Origin of the sequence: Actinokineospora cianjurensis (assembly GCF_003663795.1) — a bacterium.
Lineage (GTDB): Bacteria > Actinomycetota > Actinomycetes > Mycobacteriales > Pseudonocardiaceae > Actinokineospora > Actinokineospora terrae.
Map to the genome: position 1 here is coordinate 2,290,437 of NZ_RCDD01000001.1, position 15,842 is coordinate 2,306,278.

Below are 15,842 nucleotides of genomic sequence, written 5' to 3' on the forward strand. Positions count from 1 at the left end.
CTTCGCCGCGATTTCCCTTGCCGCATAACGGTTGCACCTGCCGAAACAGTGTACGGTCCGCATGATCGTGTGCCCGAGATCACAGGTGTTGACCACCGTTGGCGAAGGGTCGATCACCCACCGACCCGCCGTCTGTGGTACTTGTCACATCTGCCGTTGCAAGGCACAGTCGGCGACGAGCGGTCATCACGGGTCCCCCCTGACGGCATGGACCCCGACCGCGACCAGACCGAGGTACGGAGGTGCGACATGTCGAGTACGGAGATCAGTGAGCTGCAGCGGACCATCGGCCAGCTGCGGCAGTGCGTCGGTGCCCTGCGGGCTCGGTATGGCGACGTGCCCGCCGTGCGCAGGCTGGCCAACGACCTCGAGCGCATCGACATCGACGTCGCCGACTTCACCACCGCGCCATCGACACCGGTGCCGAGGCGGGCGGAGGCGGCCGAGGTCGTCGTCGTGCCCGACACCCCTTACGACCCGGCGCTGTGGCACGGCGCCGACGACGAGGGCGTCGGCGGCTACCAGCGCTAGACCACCACACCACCGCTCAACGACGAGGACACCATGACGTCAGGTGTTGGCGCCCCCACCCGGGCGAGTATCTCCGCGCGCACCCTGCGGACCGACCGGTGGTGGCTCCCGCCCCTGCTCACGAACCTGGGCCTGTTCGCCTTCGTGGCGTACGCGACCGTCCGCTCGTTCATGGGCAAGTGGTACTGGATCGAGGACTACGGCTACCTCACGCCGTTCTACTCGCCGTGCCTGAGTGAGTCGTGCCTGCCGGGATCCAGCCACTTCGGCACCCCGCTGCCGGAGCTGCCCGGCTGGATCCCGCTCGGCTTCGTCGCACTGCCGTTCCTGCTCGGCTTCCGGCTGACCTGCTACTACTACCGCAAGGCTTACTACCGGTCGGTGTGGCAGTCGCCGCCAGCCTGCGCGGTGGCCGAGCCGCACGCGTCGTACTCGGGGGAGACGCGCCTGCCGCTGATCGTGCAGAACGCCCACCGGTACTTCTTCTACGTGGCGCTGCTGGTCTCGGTGGTCAACACTTACGACGCCGTCGTGGCCCTCACCCACGGCCTCGGCGTGGGGAACCTGGTCCTGCTCACCAACGTGGTCCTGCTGTGGGCCTACACGCTCTCGTGCCACTCGTGCAGGCACATCGCGGGCGGCAGGCTCAAGCACTTCTCCAAGCACCCCGTGCGCTACCGCGCGTGGACCTTCGTCTCCAAGCTCAACGTCCACCACATGCGGCTGGCCTGGACGACGCTGGGCACCCTCGTGCTGACGGACCTCTACGTGATGCTCGTCGCCAGCGGTGCCATCTCCGATCTGCGCATCTTCTAAGCACTTTTCTCGAGAGGAACACATGACCGAGGTCGAGCGCCACTCCTACGACGTGGTGGTCATCGGTGCCGGTGGCGCGGGACTGCGCGCGGTGATCGAGGCGCGGCAGCGGGGGCTGCGCGTGGCCGTGGTGTGCAAGTCGCTGTTCGGCAAGGCGCACACGGTGATGGCCGAGGGCGGTTGCGCCGCGTCGATGGGCAACGCGAACTCCAACGACAACTGGCAGGTGCACTTCCGCGACACCATGCGCGGCGGGAAGTTCCTGAACAACTGGCGGATGGCCGAGCTGCACGCCAGGGAGGCGCCGGACCGGGTCTGGGAGCTGGAGACCTACGGCGCGCTGTTCGACCGCACCGAGGACGGCCGCATCAGCCAGCGCAACTTCGGCGGTCACACCTACCCGCGCCTGGCGCACGTCGGTGACCGCACGGGGCTAGAGCTGATCCGCACCATGCAGCAGAAGATCGTGTCGTTGCAGCAAGAGGACTTCAAGGAGACCGGCGACTACGAGGCCAGGATCAAGGTCTTCGCCGAGTGCACGATTACCGAGCTGCTCAAGGACGGCGACAAGATTGCCGGTGCGTTCGGGTACTGGCGTGAGTCCGGTCGGTTCATCTTGTTCGAGACCCCGGCGGTAGTGCTGGCCACCGGCGGTATCGGTAAGTCGTTCAAGGTGACGTCGAACTCCTGGGAGTACACCGGCGACGGGCACGCGTTGGCCCTGCGCGCGGGCGCGACGCTCATCAACATGGAGTTCGTCCAGTTCCACCCGACCGGCATGGTGTGGCCGCCGAGCGTGAAGGGCATCCTGGTCACCGAGGGCGTGCGCGGCGACGGCGGGGTGCTCAAGGACTCCGACGGCAAGCGGTTCATGTTCAACTACATCCCGGACGTGTTCAAGGGCCAGTACGCCGACGGCGAGCAGGAAGCCGACCGCTGGTACACCGACCAGGAGAACAACCGCCGCACCCCGGACCTGCTGCCCCGCGACGAGGTGGCCCGCGCGATCAACTCCGAGGTCAAGGCCGGTCGCGGGTCGCCGCACGGCGGGGTGTTCCTCGACATCGCCAGCAGGCTGCCTGCCGAGGAGATCAAGCGCAGGCTGCCCTCGATGTACCACCAGTTCAAGGAACTGGCCGACGTCGACATCACCGCGGAGCCGATGGAGGTCGGGCCGACCTGCCACTACGTCATGGGCGGCGTCGAGGTCGACCCGGACACCGCCGCGGCCAGTGTGCCCGGCCTGTTCGCCGCGGGCGAGTGCTCCGGCGGCATGCACGGCTCCAACCGGCTCGGCGGCAACTCGCTGTCGGACCTGCTGGTCTTCGGCCGCCGCGCCGGTCTGGGCGCCGCGACCTACGTCGAGTCGCTCACCGACCGCCCGGCCGTCACCCAGTCCGATGTGGACTCCGCGGCCCGGTTCGCGCTGGCGCCCTTCGACCCGCCTGCCAACGGCGTCGAGGAGAACCCGTACACGCTGCAGAACGAGCTGCAGCAGTCGATGAACGACCTGGTCGGCATCATCCGCAAGTCCGACGAGGTCGAGCAGGCGCTGGCCAAGCTCGCCGAGATCAAGTCCAGGATCGGCAAGGTCACCGTCGAGGGCCACCGGCAGTACAACCCCGGCTGGCACCTGGCCATCGACCTGCGCAACATGCTGCTGGTCAGCGAGTGCGTCGCCAAGGCGGCGCTCACCCGCACCGAGAGCAGGGGCGGCCACACCCGCGACGACTACCCGATGATGGACGCCCAGTGGCGCAACACGCTGCTGGTCTGCTCGGCGGAGAACGACGACCCGCTCGTCCCGAGCGTGGCGATCACCCGCAAGGAGCAGGAACCGATGCGGGGCGACCTGCTGGAGCTCTTCGAGCTCACCGAGCTGGAGAAGTACTACACCGGCGGTGAGCTGGGCTCCCACCCGGGACGAGAGGACTGAGGTGCCCTACAAGGCGAAGTTCAAGGTGTGGCGCGGCGACGCCGATTCCGGTGAGCTGCGGGACTTCCTGGTGGAGGTGAACGAGGGCGAGGTCGTCCTCGACATCATCCACCGGCTGCAGGCCACCCAGGCGCCGGACCTGGCGGTGCGCTGGAACTGCAAGGCGGGCAAGTGCGGCTCGTGCTCGGCGGAGATCAACGGCAGGCCGCGGCTGCTGTGCATGACCCGGATGTCGACCTTCACCGAGGAGGAGACGGTCACGGTCACCCCGATGCGCGCCTTCCCGGTGATCCGCGACCTGGTCACCGACGTGTCCTTCAACTACCAGAAGGCCCGCGAGATCCCCTCGTTCACGCCCCCGGCCGACCTCGCCCCCGGCGACTACCGCATGCAGCAGGTCGACGTGCAGCGGTCGCAGGAGTTCCGCAAGTGCATCGAGTGCTTCCTGTGCCAGAACACCTGCCACGTGGTCCGCGACCACGAGGAGAACAAGGAAGCCTTCTCCGGCCCCCGCTTCCTGATGCGCGCCGCGGAACTGGAGTTCCACCCGCTCGACACCGCCGACCGGGTCCCCTCCGCGCAGGACGACCACGGCCTCGGCCTGTGCAACATCACCAAGTGCTGCACCGAGGTCTGCCCCGAGCACATCGCGATCACCGACAACGCCCTCATCCCCATGAAGGAACGCGTCGCCGACCGCAAGTACGACCCCGTCGTCTGGCTAGGCTCCAAGATCTTCCGCCGCGGCAAGTCCTGACGGAGCGGTTCCCGGCCCACTGGCAGAGCGGCCGCGAGCGGGTGGACTTCCCCCGCCCGCGGCCGCTCTGTCGTTGTCGGATCAGCCCCCGCCGCCGGTGCCCGCGCCTGCGGGGTCGGTGGCGGAGAGGGTGGCCGTCGCGGTCTTCTTGCCCTGGCTGAGGCGGCGTTCGACGTAGATGGCCAGGCGGCTGACCGCGTAGTTGACGGCGATGAAGATGACGGCGACGACGAAGTAGACCTGGATGGGGTTGCTCAGGTTCTGGATGATGATGCCCGCGGTGCGGACGGTTTCCTCGTAGCTGATGATGAAGCCGAGCGAGGTGTCCTTGAGGACCACCACCAGTTGGCTGATCAGCGCGGGCAGCATCGCCCGGAACGCCTGGGGCAGCAGGATCACCGACAGGACCTGGCCGCGGCGCAGGCCGAGCGACTCGGCCGCCTCGCGCTGGCCCTTGGGCAGGGAGTTCACCCCGGCCCGGACGATCTCGGCGATGATGACCGAGTTGTACGCGGTCAGGCCGATCACCAGGAACCACAGGTTGGGCAGGTCGACGCCGAAGCCGGGCAGCACCCGGGCGGCGAAGAAGATCAGGATGACCACCGGGATGCCCCGGAACAGCTCGATCACCCCGACGACCAGCCAGCGCCACGAGCGGCCCGCGGTGATCCGCAGCACCGCCAGCCCGGTGCCGATGACCAGGGAGAACGCCATCGCCAGGGCGGCGGCGACCAGGGTGTTGACCAGGGCGTCGCCGAGCAGGTTCCACACGTCGACGAAGTCGTCGGACGACGGGTCGGTCAGCGGGGCCCACTTGTCCTGGTCGAACTGGCCCTTCTCGGCGAGCCGGTTGCCCACCAGGGCCAGCACGCCCGCCAGCAGGACGCCCGCCGCGGCGCTGCCCAGCAGGACGCGGCGGCGGGTGCGGGGACCCGGCGCGTCGTAGAGCACGGACGTGGTCATCGGGCGATCGCCACCTTTCGCTCCAGCCAGGCCAGGCCGAGGCCGCTGGGGATGGTGATGACCAGGTAGCCGACCACCACGCCGATGAGCACCGGCAGGGCGGCCTCGCCCCTGGCCGAGGTCAGCGTGTCGCCGACGGCGAACAGGTCGCCGCCGATGCCGAACGCGCCTGCGATGGCCGAGTTCTTGATCATCGCGATGATGACGCTGCCCAGCGGCGGCACGACGGTGCGCAGCGCCTGCGGCAGCACCACCGAGGACAGGGACTGGCTGAAGGTCAACCCGACCGCGCGCGCGGCCTCGGCCTGGCCTGCGGGCACCGAGTTGATGCCGCTGCGCACCGCCTCGCAGACGAACGCCGAGGTGTAGAGGACCAGGCCGGTCACCCCGAACCAGAAGTACGCGCCGTTGACGCCGATCTCCGGTAGGCCGAACGCGCAGAAGAACAGCACCACGGTCAGCGGGCAGTTGCGGAACACGGTGACCCACGCGGTGCCCACCCAGCGCAGCGGCGGCACCGGGGACACCCGGAACCCGGCGATGACGGTGCCGATGACCAGCGCGCCGATCGCGGCGAACGCGCAGATCCGCAGCGTCTGCAGGAAACCGCTGAGGTAGAGCGGGAAGTTGTCGATGATGACGTTCACGGGTGACTCCGAGCCCGGTAAGGCCCCGGGGCGCCCGCCGTCGGCGGGCGCCCCGGAGGACGGGTCAGCAGATCAGCTGCAGGTGGCGGTCTCTGGCAGCTTCGGGGTGTTGGGCGCGACCTTGCCCGCGGTGTCCTTCCACGCCTTCTCGTAGCTGCCGTCAGCCGCGGCGGCCTTGAGGGTGTCGTTGATGAACTGGCAGAACTTGGTGTCGCCCTTCTTGATGCCGATGCCGTAGGGCTCCTTGGTGAACGGCTTGCCCACCAGCTTGTAGGCGCCCTCGGACTTGTCGACCAGGCCGAGCAGGATCACGTTGTCGGTGGTGACGGCGTCGACCTGGTTGTTCTTCAGCGCGTCGGCGCACTTGGAGTACACGTCGAAGAGCACCAGGTTCTTCTCGTCGATGTACTTCTTGATCGTCTCGGCCGGGGTGGAGCCGGTGACCGAGCAGACCTTGGCGCCCGCGTCCTTGAGCGAGTTCTGGTCGGTGATCTTGTCGTTGTCCTTCTTCACCATCAGGTCCTGACCGGCCTCGTAGTACGGGCCCGCGAAGGAGATCCGCTCCTTGCGCTTGTCGTTGATGGTGTAGGTGGCCACGACCAGGTCGACCTTGCCCTGCTCGATGACCTCCTCGCGGACCTTCGACGGGGTCTCAACCCACTCGATCTTGTCAGCGGCCAGGCCGAGCTTCGCGGCGACCAGCTTGGCGATCTCCACGTCGAACCCGGTCGGCTTGCCGTCGAGGCCCTTGAGGCCGAACAGCGGCTGGTCGAACTTGGTGCCGATGCGGATCTTGCCTGCCTGGTTGAGCGTGGCCATCGTGGTGCCCGCCTCGAACGATGCCTTGGCGTCCACCGACGGGTTGCCCGATCCGGAGTCGCTTGACTTCCCGCACGCGGTCAGCGAGAGGGCGAGTGCGGCGGTCACGGTGCCGACCATGAGGCTCCGGAGTCGCATGTGTGCTCCTTCGTTGTCGTCGGCTGCGGTCCAGCCGGGTGTGCTGCCTTCCCCGGGGGAAGGTCAGTGGGTGAGGATCTTGCCAAGGAAGTCCTTGGCCCGCCCGGACTTCGGCGCGGTGAAGAACTCCTCCGGCGTGCTGTCCTCGACGACCTCGCCGTCGGACATGAAGATCACCCGATGGGCGGCCTTGCGCGCGAAGCCCATCTCGTGCGTGACCACCAGCATCGTCATCCCCTCGGCGGCCAGCCCGGTCATCACGTCGAGCACCTCCTGGACCATCTCCGGGTCCAGCGCCGAGGTCGGCTCGTCGAACAGCATCACCTTGGGGCGCATGGCCAGCGCCCTGGCGATCGCGGCGCGCTGCTGCTGCCCCCCGGACAGCTGCGCCGGGTACTTGTCCGCCTGGTTGCTGATCCCGACCCGCTCCAGCAGCTCCAGGGCCGTCGTGCGCGCCTGCGCGGCGGGCACCTTGCGCACCCGGATCGGGGCCAGCGTGACGTTCTCCAGGATCGTCTTGTGCGCGAACAGGTTGAACGACTGGAACACCATGCCGACCTCGGCGCGCAGCCCGGCCAGCTCCTTGCCCTCCGCGGGCAGCGGGCGGCCGTCCACCTCGATCAGGCCGGAATCGATCGGCTCCAACCGGTTGATCGCCCGGCACAGCGTCGACTTGCCGGACCCGGACGGGCCGAGCACCACGACGACCTGCCCCTGCGGCACGTCGAGGGTGATCTCCTTGAGCACGTGCAGCGGACCGAAGAACTTGTCCACCGCGGCCATCCGGACCATCGGCCGGGCGGTGTTCGGTTCGGTCATGGCGTCCTCCGAGCGCTGGCGTACCGGGTGTGCGTCAGGGGTCTGGGGATGGGTGTCTGCGGAAACCTACTCCGGCTCGCCCACCTCTCCCATGGGCCTTGAGCAACACTTAGGGTCTCAACTCTGTCACACAACCGCCTGGGGATCGTGGAGGTGCGCGGTGCGCGTGCTGCTCGTGGAGGACGACGACCGGGTCGCCGACGCCCTGACCCCGGCCCTGGTCCGCCGTGGCCTCGCCGTGCGCAGGCTCGCGTCGGGGGCGGGTGTGCTCGACCTGGTCGGCGAGGTCGACGTGGTGCTGCTCGACCTCGGCCTGCCCGACGTGGACGGGATCGTCCTGTGTCGACAGATCCGCGCGGCCAGCGACGTGGCCATCATCGTGGTCTCGGCGCGCGGCGAGGTCGACGACCGGATCCTCGGTCTGCGCGCGGGCGCGGACGACTACCTCGTCAAGCCCTACGACGTCGACGAACTCGTCGCGCGGGTGCACGCCGTGCGCAGGCGCCGCACCGACCGCGGCGGCGGCCCGAGCGGGGTGTTCGAGCTCGACGGCGTTCGGGTCGACTTCGACCGCCACGAGGTCACTGTGGACGGTGCGCCGATCTCGTTGTCGCGCAAGGAGTTCCAGGTGTTCGCGCTCGTCGTCGACGCCAAGGGCGCGGTGTGCGGGCGCGAGCAGGTGCTGGCCGAGGTGTGGGGCAGGGCTGGCGCGGCGGAGAACCGATCATTGGACGTGCACGTGGCCACGCTGCGCACCAAGCTCGGACGGCCCACGCTCATCGAGACCGTTCGGGGGGTCGGGTACCGCTTGTCGGGTCAACCGGGCAGACTCGCCTGAGACGTACCCGGGGGGAGGCGCGATGCGGACGCGGTTGCTCGGCATGGTCTGGTTCCTGGTCGCGCTGCTGGTGTTCGGCCTCGGCGTGCCGCTCGCGCTGTCGGTCGCGGGGTCCGAGCAGCAGAAGCTGTTCCTGGACCGGCTCACCGACACCAACCGGTTCGCCTCGATGGCCCAGCGGCCGCTGACCGACGACACCGCCGACTCGATGAGCGAGGAGTTGCAGCGCTACTTCGAGCTCTACGGCGTCGCCGTGCTCATCGTCGACCAGGACAGCAGCCCCCAGGTCAGTTCCGGCTCCACCGGTGGCATCGCCCCGGTCGACCTCACCTCCGACGACGTGCGCAGGCAGGTGCAACGCGCGCTGGCCGGTCGCCGTCCCGAGTCGGGCGCGCTGCTGCTGCCGTGGAACGACCGGCCGCTGGTGCTGGCCGGTCCGGTGCTCGTGGACGGCGAGGTGCGCGGCGCGGTCATCACCGTGTCGCCGACTGAGAGCAGCCGCACCAGGGTGCTGTGGTGGTGGCTGCTGATCGCCGCGGGCGGGGTCCTGTCGTTCGGGTTGGCGCTGATGCTGGCGGTGCCGGTCATCCAGTGGATCCTGCGGCCGGTGCGGCGGTTGGACGAGGCGACCGGGTCGCTGGTGGCCGCGGTGGTGAGCGGCCGCGAGGCGGAGAAGGTCGCCGACGAGCACGGCCCGCCCGAACTGCGCAAGCTGGTGCGCTCCTTCGACCAGATGGCCGCCAGCGTCGGCGACGCCCTCGCCGCGCAACGCGCGTTCGTCGCCGACGCCTCGCACCAACTGCGCAACCCGCTGACCGCGCTCAAGCTGCGGCTGGTCAACCTGGAGGGCCACGTCGACCTCGACGCCGACGACCACCGGGTCGCCGCCGCGGCCGAGGCCGACCGGCTCAACCGCATCCTCGACGAGCTGCTGGCCATGGCGCGCGCCGAGAACACCGGCGGCGACCTGGTGCCGGTGGACGTCGACGCCGTGGTCGCCGAGCGGGTCGCGGACTGGCGCGTGGTGGCCGACTCGCGCGACATCACCCTGGACGTCGCGGGAGCCGCCGGTCCGGCGCGGGCGATGGCGCCCGCGCGCGGCCTCGACGGGATCCTGGACGCGCTGCTGGACAACGCGTTGAAGTTCACCGGCGCGGGTAGCTCGGTGCGCGTGTCGGTCGCGGTAGACGGAACCGCCGGGGTAGTGGCGGTCAGCGTGCGTGACCACGGACCTGGTTTGCGCGCGGACGAACTAGAGCGCGCCACAGACCGGTTCTGGCGTAGTGGCGCTCACCAGAACGTGCCCGGTTCCGGTCTGGGACTCGCGATCGTCAGCCGCATCGTGGCAAGGGCAGCAGGAGACCTGCGGTTGGACCTACCTGAGGGCGGCGGTCTCCGCGTCACGGTAGATCTACCGGTGCACCGCTAGATCTTCTCGCCGCGGTAGAACTTCTCGGCGCCCGGATGCAGCTTGATGGGGTCTGTCTCGATCGCTGACTGGAGGTCGATCGATAGCGCTGCCGGGGTCTGTTGGGCCAGTTCGGGCAAGGCCGCGAAGAACTCCCGGATCAAGCCCTCGGCGAGGTCGTCGGACATCTGGTCGGTGACGAGCAGGAAGTTCGGCACCGCCAGCGTGTTCACCGGCCTGCCCGCCAGGTGGTAGGTCGACGCGGGGATCGACGCCGAGTCGTACACCGGGTACTGCCTGCGCAGCGCTGGGATGTCGTCGGCCAGGTCCAGCAGCCGGATCGCCATCGCGTCGCCGAGCCCGGAGATGGCCTGGGTGGGCAGCCCGCCGGACCAGAAGAACGCGTCGATCCGGTTCATCCGCAGCGCCTCCACCGACGAGGCCAGGTCCAGGGACTGCTGGGTCAGCATCCCGGGGGAGTCCAGGCCGGTCAGCGCCAGGATCCGCTTGGCGATGAACTCCACCCCCGAGTCCTTCGCGCCGGTCGCCACCCGCATCCCGCGCAGGTCCGACAACTGCTGGATGGGGCCGTCGTCGCGCACCACCACGTGCAGGTAGTCGTCGTGGATGCGGGCCAGCGCGCGGGGCGACCGCGGCCCCGAGGTCGGCTTCGACGCCACGTCCGCGGCGCTGAAGGCGATGTCGACCTCGCCGGAGAGCAGCTTGTTGACGTTGTCCGGCGACCCGCCGGTGGCCAGCACCTCCGGGCGCTGCGTGCCGAGCCGCGCCTGCCACACCCCGGCCATGAACTGCGAGATCGTGTTGTAGACCCCGGCCTTGTTGCCCGCGGCGACCCGCAGCCGCACGGCGGGGAACTGCGTCTCGCACCCGGCCAGCAGCGTGAGCACGACCACGGCGAGGACCGCCACCGTCCTGCGCGCCCCACCACCACGTGCCATTGCACGATCGTGCCAGAGGGCCAACGGCGTGACGTGCGCTTCGCCGGGAAACGACAGCGCGGGTCGCCGGGGGTGCTCGGGCCGCTGACGGCGCGGCGTACCCTCGGACACCGAGATGAGCGCGCGAACCTACCAAGTCCGCACCTACGGGTGCCAGATGAACGTCCACGACTCCGAGCGGCTGTCCGGCCTGCTCGAGGACGCGGGCTATGTTGTCGCGCCCGAGGGCGCGCAGGCCGACGTCGTCGTGTTCAACACCTGTGCTGTGCGGGAGAACGCCGACAACAAGCTCTACGGCAACCTCGGCCACCTAGCACCGGCCAAGACGGCTAACCCTGACATGCAGATCGCGGTCGGTGGCTGTCTCGCGCAGAAGGACCGCGGCGAGATCGTCCGCCGCGCGCCCTGGGTGGACGTGGTGTTCGGCACGCACAACATCGGGTCGCTGCCGACCCTGCTCGACCGGGCCAGGCACAACCGCCAGGCCGAGGTCGAGATCCTGGAGTCGCTGGAGGTCTTCCCCTCCACGCTGCCCGCCCGCCGCGACTCCGCGCACTCCGGCTGGGTGTCGATCTCGGTGGGCTGCAACAACACCTGCACCTTCTGCATCGTGCCCGCGCTGCGCGGCCGCGAACGCGACCGGCGCCCCGGTGACGTGCTCGCCGAGGTGTCCGCCCTGGTCGCCGAGGGTGTGCTGGAGGTGACGCTGCTCGGGCAGAACGTCAACTCCTACGGCGTGGAGTTCGGCGACCGCTACGCCTTCGGCAAGCTCCTGCGCGCCTGCGGCGAGATCGACGGCCTGGAGCGGGTCCGGTTCACCTCCCCGCACCCGAAGGACTTCACCGACGACGTCATCGCCGCCATGGCCGAGACACCGGTCGTCTGCCACCAGCTGCACATGCCGCTGCAATCGGGCTCGGACCGGCTGCTGCGCGAGATGCGCCGCTCGTACCGGTCCGCGCGCTACCTGTCGATCATCGACAAGGTCCGCGCCGCGATGCCGGACGCCGCGATCACCACCGACATCATCGTCGGCTTCCCCGGCGAGACCGAGGCCGACTTCCAGGCCACCCTCGACGTCGTGGCCCAGTCCCGGTTCACCAGCGCGTTCACCTTCCAGTACTCCAAGCGCCCCGGCACCCCGGCCGCCTCGATGCCGGACCAGCTGCCCAAGCAGGTCGTCCAGGAGCGCTACGACCGCCTGGTGGCCCTGCAGAACGACATCGCCTGGCAGCTGAACAAGGAGCAGGTCGGCCGCACCGCCGAGGTCGTGGTCGCCACCGGCGAGGGCCGCAAGGACGCCGACACCCACCGCATGAGCGGCCGCGCCCGCGACAACCGCCTGGTCCACTTCACCCCCGGCGAAGCCCCCATCCGCCCGGGCGACGTGGTCGAGACAGTGATCACCTACGCCGCCCCGCACCACCTCGTCGCCGACGGCCCCCTCCTCTCCCACCGCCGCACCCGCGCGGGCGACAACCACGAAGCAGGCATCCGCCCCAAAACCCCCGGCGTCACCCTCGGCCTCCCGGGCTTCGGCATCCCAACCCCACTCCAGCCCACCGGCGGCTGCGGATGACCTCGCCCGTTCTGCTGCGCATGGTTCGCGGCGCCGCGTCCGGAGTTCCGCTGGCGATGGAGTGGAGCGCGCGGATGACTGTCGTGCGGTGTGGATGTGGCTCGGTGCGTGCTGTCGCCTGCTGGGCGCCCCTGGCTGTGGGTGGAGCGTGTGGATGACCGTCGCGCGCTGCGGATCTGGCGCCTCGGTGCGTGGTGTCGTCTACTGGGCGCGCCTGGCTGTGAGTGGAGGGCGCGGGTGACCGTTGTGCGATGTGGATCTGGCGCCTCGGTGCGTGGTGTTGCTTGCTGGGCGGCCCTGGGTGTGTGTGGAGGGTGTGGGTGACCGTCGTGCGATGTGGGTCTGGCGCTGAGCTGAGCTCGGTGCGTGGTGTCGCTTGTGGGGCGGCCCTGGGTGTGTGTGGAGGGTGTGGGTGACCGTCGTGCGGTGTGGATCTGGCGGTGTGCCGGGCTCGGTGCGTGGTGTCGCTTGCGGGGCGCCCCTGGGTGTGTGTGGAGGTTGTGGATGACCACCGACGACCAGGATCTCGCGGCGTTGCGGGCCGAGATCGACTCCGTTGAGCGTTCGGCCGTGGTGGACCTCGGCTTCCGGGCGATCGTGCTGTCCATCGCGGTGTTCGTGCTGATCGTCGGCTACGTGCTGCCGTGGATGGGCTCCGCCGCAGGCTGGCAGGTCCTCCTCGCCGCCGGCGACGCCACCGGCAAGGCAGGAGCCGTCCCCCGCCTCTTCGCCGCCACAGCTCTGGCGTTCGGCATCCTCGCCTCAGCCCTGGCCCTGGTGCTGCGCCGCTGGACCCTGACCTGGATCGCCGCCCTCGGCGGCTGGTTCGCCGCGGTCGACGGACTCCTGGCCATCTGGACCCGCCAGTCCAGCGCGGGCCTCAACTCCCCTGGCCCGGGCCCCGGCTTGATCATCAGCGAGATCGCCATGGTCACCCTGGCCGCCCTCTGGCTCAAGACCGCCTGGTCCCGCCCACCCGAGCCCCGCTAGCACCCCCGCCCTGCCTCTGTCTGTCAGCCCCCAGCGGTCTAGCCAGCCCACTTCGCCGCCCCCTCTCGGCGTTCGGCTCACGACTCACGGCCCCATCGCCAACCCAGGCCACCCCCACCTGCCGTGAGCCTGCACGCCCTCCAGCCACCAAAGTCCCTAGCCCTCTGTCCCGGTCGCCCAACTCTGGGCCTAGTCCGCCCACCCCTGGTCTCGGCAGCCCACCTCTGGTTCCGGTCCGCCCAACCCTTGCCCCCACAGCCCGACTCTGGCCCGCCCCTGCGCCGCCACCCTCACCGCGCCCAGGCACCTCTACCGCCCGCCGTTACCCCCACCTCAACGGCCTCGCGCGCGCACGCCAGTCCTGCCCCAGCCCCCACCCTCTCCGGGGGGCGTCCCAGGTCCCAGCCTACCGGGAGCCGCCGACAGAGGATCTTGAAACAGGCCGCCGAAGATCCACATGTGGATAACTTCTGTCGCTGGGACGGGTGAACTCCACAGGGGCGCAAATAGCTGTCGAGCGGGCCGAAGGAAGTGCGGCTGGCAGCCAGGGGTCGCTCGGGTGGGTTACAAGAGAAGAGGCCCGAGGGAAGTCGTTCGCGGGGACGGGAAACGGCCCCCGGCGGGAGTGCCGGGGGCCGTTTCGGAGGGGGTGTTAGCGGGAGGCGACGGCCTGTTCGGCGGCGGTGAGCCATTCGCGCCATTGGGCTGCTTGGGCTTCGGCTTGGTCGGCTCGGCGTTTGTCGCCCGCGGCCCTGGCTTTGGCGGCTTGGGTTTCGTACTGGTGGACGCGTTCGCGGAATTGGGCGGCCCTGGCCTCGGCCTCGGGGTCGGTGCGGCGCCATTGGGCGTCGGCGGCGGTGCGGACCTTGTCCTCGACGGCGCGGAGCCTGCCTTCGAGTTCGCGGATGCGTTCGCGGGGGACCTTGCCGACCTCTTCCCAGCGTTCTTGGACGCGGTGCAGTGCGGTGCGGGCGGCGTCGAGGTCGGTGGTGGTGATTTTCTCGGCCTCGGTGAGGAGGTCTTCCTTCTTGCGGGCGTTGTCGGCGAACTCGGCGTCGCGTTCGTCGAAGACGCTGGAGCGGCGGGCGAAGAAGGCGTCCTGGGCGGCGCGGAAGCGTTGCCAGAGGGTGTCGTCGGCGTCCTTGGGGGCGCGTCCGGCGGCCTTCCACTCGACCATGAGGTCCTTGTAGCGGCCCGCGGTGGGGCCCCAGTCGTCGGACTCGGAGAGCCGCTCGGCCTCCTCCACCAACTCCTGCTTGCGGGACTTCGCGGTGGCCCGCTGCCGGTCCAGGTCGGCGAAGTGCGAGCCGCGCCTGCGGTTGAACGTGTCGCGGGCCTTGGAGAAGCGGCGCCACAGGGCCTCGTCGGTCTTGCGGTCGACGCCCTTGATCGTCTTCCACTCGTCGAGGATGGTGCGCAGCCGGTCCCCGGCCACCTTCCACTGCGTGGACTCCTCGGAGAGCTTCTCCGCCTCCTCCACCAGCTCCTGCTTGCGCGCGACGGAACCGGCCCTGGCCTCCTCGCGGGCGTGCTTGGCCGCCTCGACCGCGACCGAGGCGTTGGCCAGCACGAAGTCGATCCTGGCCGCCAGCGCCGCGAGGTCACCGACCACGTGCGCCTCGGCCAGCCCGTCGCGGATGTGCTTGGCGTTGGTCGCCGCCTGCTTCGGGTCGCCCGACCCGGACGCCAGCCGGGACGCCAGCAGCTCGACCTCGGTGCGGATGTCGTCGAACCGGCGGGCGAAGTGCGCGAGGCCCTCCTCCGGCTCACCGGCCTGCCACGAGCCGATCGCGCGCTCACCCTCGGCCGTGGTCACGTAGACCGTGCCGTCGGCGTCTACGCGACCCCACTTGCCCGGGCTCGACGCCGCGACCGGTACCTGCGGTCCACCTTCCACGGTGGGCGCGGGGGCCACCGGGGCGCGGTTGCCCGCGACCTGGCTGGGAGCGGGGACGTCAGCGGGCGTCACGTCCACGACCGCGGCCACGGCGGGCTCGTCGGTCGCGGCGCGGTCAGCTACCTCGGGGGTGCCTGCGTCGTCAGAGCCGTGGGTGTCCGCGGTGCTGGTGTCGGCGATCGTGGAGGCGTCGTCCGCGGGGGCCTGCTCCTCGGTGGGTGCCGCCTCGACCGCGGTGGTGTCGACTGCTGCCGTCTCGACTACCGCTGTCTCGACCGCTTCCGCCTCGACCGCGCCTGCCTCAACCGGTGCCGCCTCGACTGCTGCCGACTCAACTGCTGCTGCCGACTCGACCGGTGCTGCCTCAACCGGTGCTGTCTCGACGGCTGTTGCCTCGACCGGGGCCGACTCGACCGGTGCCGCCGCGGCGGGCGTCGCCTCGGCCGTGGTCGCCGGTGCCGCCTCGGGCTCGGTGGGTGTCGGCGCTCCCGCGGACGGTGTCGTGACCGGAGCGGCCACCGCGGCCTGGTCCGGCTCGCCGCCGCTGTCCTGCTCCGCCACTGCCCCGGCGCCGTGGTCCCTGTCCGTCATGGCCGACTCCTCCTGCCTGCGTGCCCGCGTGAGCGGACGCCCCGCTCACGCGGGGCCCAGCACTGTGCGAACGGCCCTCGGGCCGTGCGGCTTCTCCTACCCGCGCGCATTCAAACAGGTCAGGAGGCGCCTGGGTACTCCGGAGGGCCGCAAT

The 15,842-nt window shown here is 70.0% G+C and carries 14 protein-coding genes; 8 read left to right on the forward strand and 6 right to left on the reverse strand.

Going from position 1 to position 15,842, the window contains the following annotated elements; all coding sequences use genetic code 11:
• Nucleotides 1-249 precede the first annotated feature (249 nt).
• From CLV68_RS10470 to CLV68_RS10485, 4 genes are read left to right on the forward strand one after another with little or no spacing between them, the layout of a single operon-like run.
• Nucleotides 250-531 carry a hypothetical protein gene (locus tag CLV68_RS10470; protein ID WP_092776021.1) on the forward strand — a complete coding sequence of 94 codons (282 nt, stop codon included), beginning with the start codon at nucleotides 250-252 and terminating at the stop codon, nucleotides 529-531.
• A gap of 33 nt (nucleotides 532-564) precedes the next feature.
• Nucleotides 565-1,347 (forward strand): hypothetical protein, encoded by a 783-nt coding sequence (locus CLV68_RS10475; protein WP_121390164.1) that lies wholly within the window; start codon nucleotides 565-567, stop codon nucleotides 1,345-1,347.
• Nucleotides 1,348-1,369: 22 nt separating this feature from the next.
• Nucleotides 1,370-3,283: a fumarate reductase/succinate dehydrogenase flavoprotein subunit gene (locus CLV68_RS10480; RefSeq protein ID WP_121390165.1), complete on the forward strand. Its 1,914-nt coding sequence runs from the start codon at nucleotides 1,370-1,372 to the stop codon at nucleotides 3,281-3,283.
• Between the two features lies 1 nt (nucleotide 3,284).
• A complete protein-coding gene (locus CLV68_RS10485) occupies nucleotides 3,285-4,040 on the forward strand; it encodes a succinate dehydrogenase/fumarate reductase iron-sulfur subunit (RefSeq protein ID WP_121390166.1) in 756 nt (251 codons plus the stop codon).
• Nucleotides 4,041-4,121: 81 nt separating this feature from the next.
• Here the strand turns inward: CLV68_RS10485 and CLV68_RS10490 are convergent, their stop codons facing one another.
• The 4 genes from CLV68_RS10490 to CLV68_RS10505 all read right to left on the reverse strand — a co-directional run bounded on the left by CLV68_RS10490 (nucleotide 4,122) and on the right by CLV68_RS10505 (nucleotide 7,399).
• A complete protein-coding gene (locus tag CLV68_RS10490) occupies nucleotides 4,122-5,003 on the reverse strand; it encodes an amino acid ABC transporter permease (RefSeq protein WP_121390167.1) in 882 nt (293 codons plus the stop codon).
• Nucleotides 5,000-5,650: an amino acid ABC transporter permease gene (locus CLV68_RS10495; RefSeq protein ID WP_121390168.1), complete on the reverse strand. Its 651-nt coding sequence runs from the start codon at nucleotides 5,648-5,650 to the stop codon at nucleotides 5,000-5,002. The genes CLV68_RS10490 and CLV68_RS10495 overlap by 4 nt, the downstream gene beginning before the upstream one ends.
• A gap of 72 nt (nucleotides 5,651-5,722) precedes the next feature.
• A complete protein-coding gene (locus CLV68_RS10500; RefSeq protein ID WP_121390169.1) occupies nucleotides 5,723-6,607 on the reverse strand; it encodes a glutamate ABC transporter substrate-binding protein in 885 nt (294 codons plus the stop codon).
• 63 nt (nucleotides 6,608-6,670) lie between these two features.
• Entirely contained in the window at nucleotides 6,671-7,399 is a 729-nt protein-coding gene (locus CLV68_RS10505) for an amino acid ABC transporter ATP-binding protein (RefSeq protein ID WP_211346533.1), read from the reverse strand.
• Nucleotides 7,400-7,586: 187 nt separating this feature from the next.
• Here CLV68_RS10505 and CLV68_RS10510 point away from each other — a divergent pair, with 187 nt between their 5' ends.
• Both CLV68_RS10510 and CLV68_RS10515 read left to right on the forward strand, forming a co-directional pair.
• The gene (locus CLV68_RS10510; RefSeq protein ID WP_121390171.1) at nucleotides 7,587-8,264 is read left to right on the forward strand and encodes a response regulator transcription factor; all 678 of its coding nucleotides are present in this window, start codon (nucleotides 7,587-7,589) and stop codon (nucleotides 8,262-8,264) included.
• A 22-nt stretch (nucleotides 8,265-8,286) separates the two neighbouring features.
• Nucleotides 8,287-9,693: a sensor histidine kinase gene (locus CLV68_RS10515; RefSeq protein WP_121390172.1), complete on the forward strand. Its 1,407-nt coding sequence runs from the start codon at nucleotides 8,287-8,289 to the stop codon at nucleotides 9,691-9,693.
• Here CLV68_RS10515 and CLV68_RS10520 read toward each other — a convergent pair.
• Nucleotides 9,690-10,631 carry a TAXI family TRAP transporter solute-binding subunit gene (locus CLV68_RS10520; protein ID WP_121390173.1) on the reverse strand — a complete coding sequence of 314 codons (942 nt, stop codon included), beginning with the start codon at nucleotides 10,629-10,631 and terminating at the stop codon, nucleotides 9,690-9,692. The genes CLV68_RS10515 and CLV68_RS10520 overlap by 4 nt on opposite strands.
• A gap of 115 nt (nucleotides 10,632-10,746) precedes the next feature.
• Here CLV68_RS10520 and miaB point away from each other — a divergent pair, with 115 nt between their 5' ends.
• Both miaB and CLV68_RS10530 read left to right on the forward strand, forming a co-directional pair.
• Nucleotides 10,747-12,210, forward strand: a complete 1,464-nt coding sequence (miaB, locus tag CLV68_RS10525; RefSeq protein ID WP_121390174.1) for a tRNA (N6-isopentenyl adenosine(37)-C2)-methylthiotransferase MiaB — start codon at nucleotides 10,747-10,749, stop codon at nucleotides 12,208-12,210.
• A gap of 504 nt (nucleotides 12,211-12,714) precedes the next feature.
• On the forward strand, nucleotides 12,715-13,200 hold the full coding sequence (locus CLV68_RS10530) for an Rv2732c family membrane protein (RefSeq protein WP_121390175.1): 486 nt from the start codon (nucleotides 12,715-12,717) through the stop codon (nucleotides 13,198-13,200).
• A 652-nt stretch (nucleotides 13,201-13,852) separates the two neighbouring features.
• Here the strand turns inward: CLV68_RS10530 and CLV68_RS10535 are convergent.
• On the reverse strand, nucleotides 13,853-15,187 hold the full coding sequence (locus tag CLV68_RS10535) for a DUF349 domain-containing protein (protein ID WP_121391098.1): 1,335 nt from the start codon (nucleotides 15,185-15,187) through the stop codon (nucleotides 13,853-13,855).
• Between the last annotated feature and the right edge of the window lie 655 nt (nucleotides 15,188-15,842).

What these genes read in the sequence shown, in the direction of transcription:
- CLV68_RS10470 (WP_092776021.1), top strand. Translation starts at nt 250, where the DNA reads ATGTCGAGTACGGAGATCAGTGAGCTGCAGCGGACCATCGGCCAGCTG.
- CLV68_RS10515 (WP_121390172.1), top strand. Translation starts at nt 8,287, where the DNA reads ATGCGGACGCGGTTGCTCGGCATGGTCTGGTTCCTGGTCGCGCTGCTG.
- CLV68_RS10500 (WP_121390169.1), bottom strand. Translation starts at nt 6,607, where the DNA reads ATGCGACTCCGGAGCCTCATGGTCGGCACCGTGACCGCCGCACTCGCC.
- CLV68_RS10475 (WP_121390164.1), top strand. Translation starts at nt 565, where the DNA reads ATGACGTCAGGTGTTGGCGCCCCCACCCGGGCGAGTATCTCCGCGCGC.
- CLV68_RS10480 (WP_121390165.1), top strand. Translation starts at nt 1,370, where the DNA reads ATGACCGAGGTCGAGCGCCACTCCTACGACGTGGTGGTCATCGGTGCC.
- CLV68_RS10530 (WP_121390175.1), top strand. Translation starts at nt 12,715, where the DNA reads ATGACCACCGACGACCAGGATCTCGCGGCGTTGCGGGCCGAGATCGAC.
- CLV68_RS10490 (WP_121390167.1), bottom strand. Translation starts at nt 5,003, where the DNA reads ATGACCACGTCCGTGCTCTACGACGCGCCGGGTCCCCGCACCCGCCGC.
- CLV68_RS10520 (WP_121390173.1), bottom strand. Translation starts at nt 10,631, where the DNA reads ATGGCACGTGGTGGTGGGGCGCGCAGGACGGTGGCGGTCCTCGCCGTG.
- CLV68_RS10505 (WP_211346533.1), bottom strand. Translation starts at nt 7,399, where the DNA reads ATGGTCCGGATGGCCGCGGTGGACAAGTTCTTCGGTCCGCTGCACGTG.
- miaB (WP_121390174.1), top strand. Translation starts at nt 10,747, where the DNA reads ATGAGCGCGCGAACCTACCAAGTCCGCACCTACGGGTGCCAGATGAAC.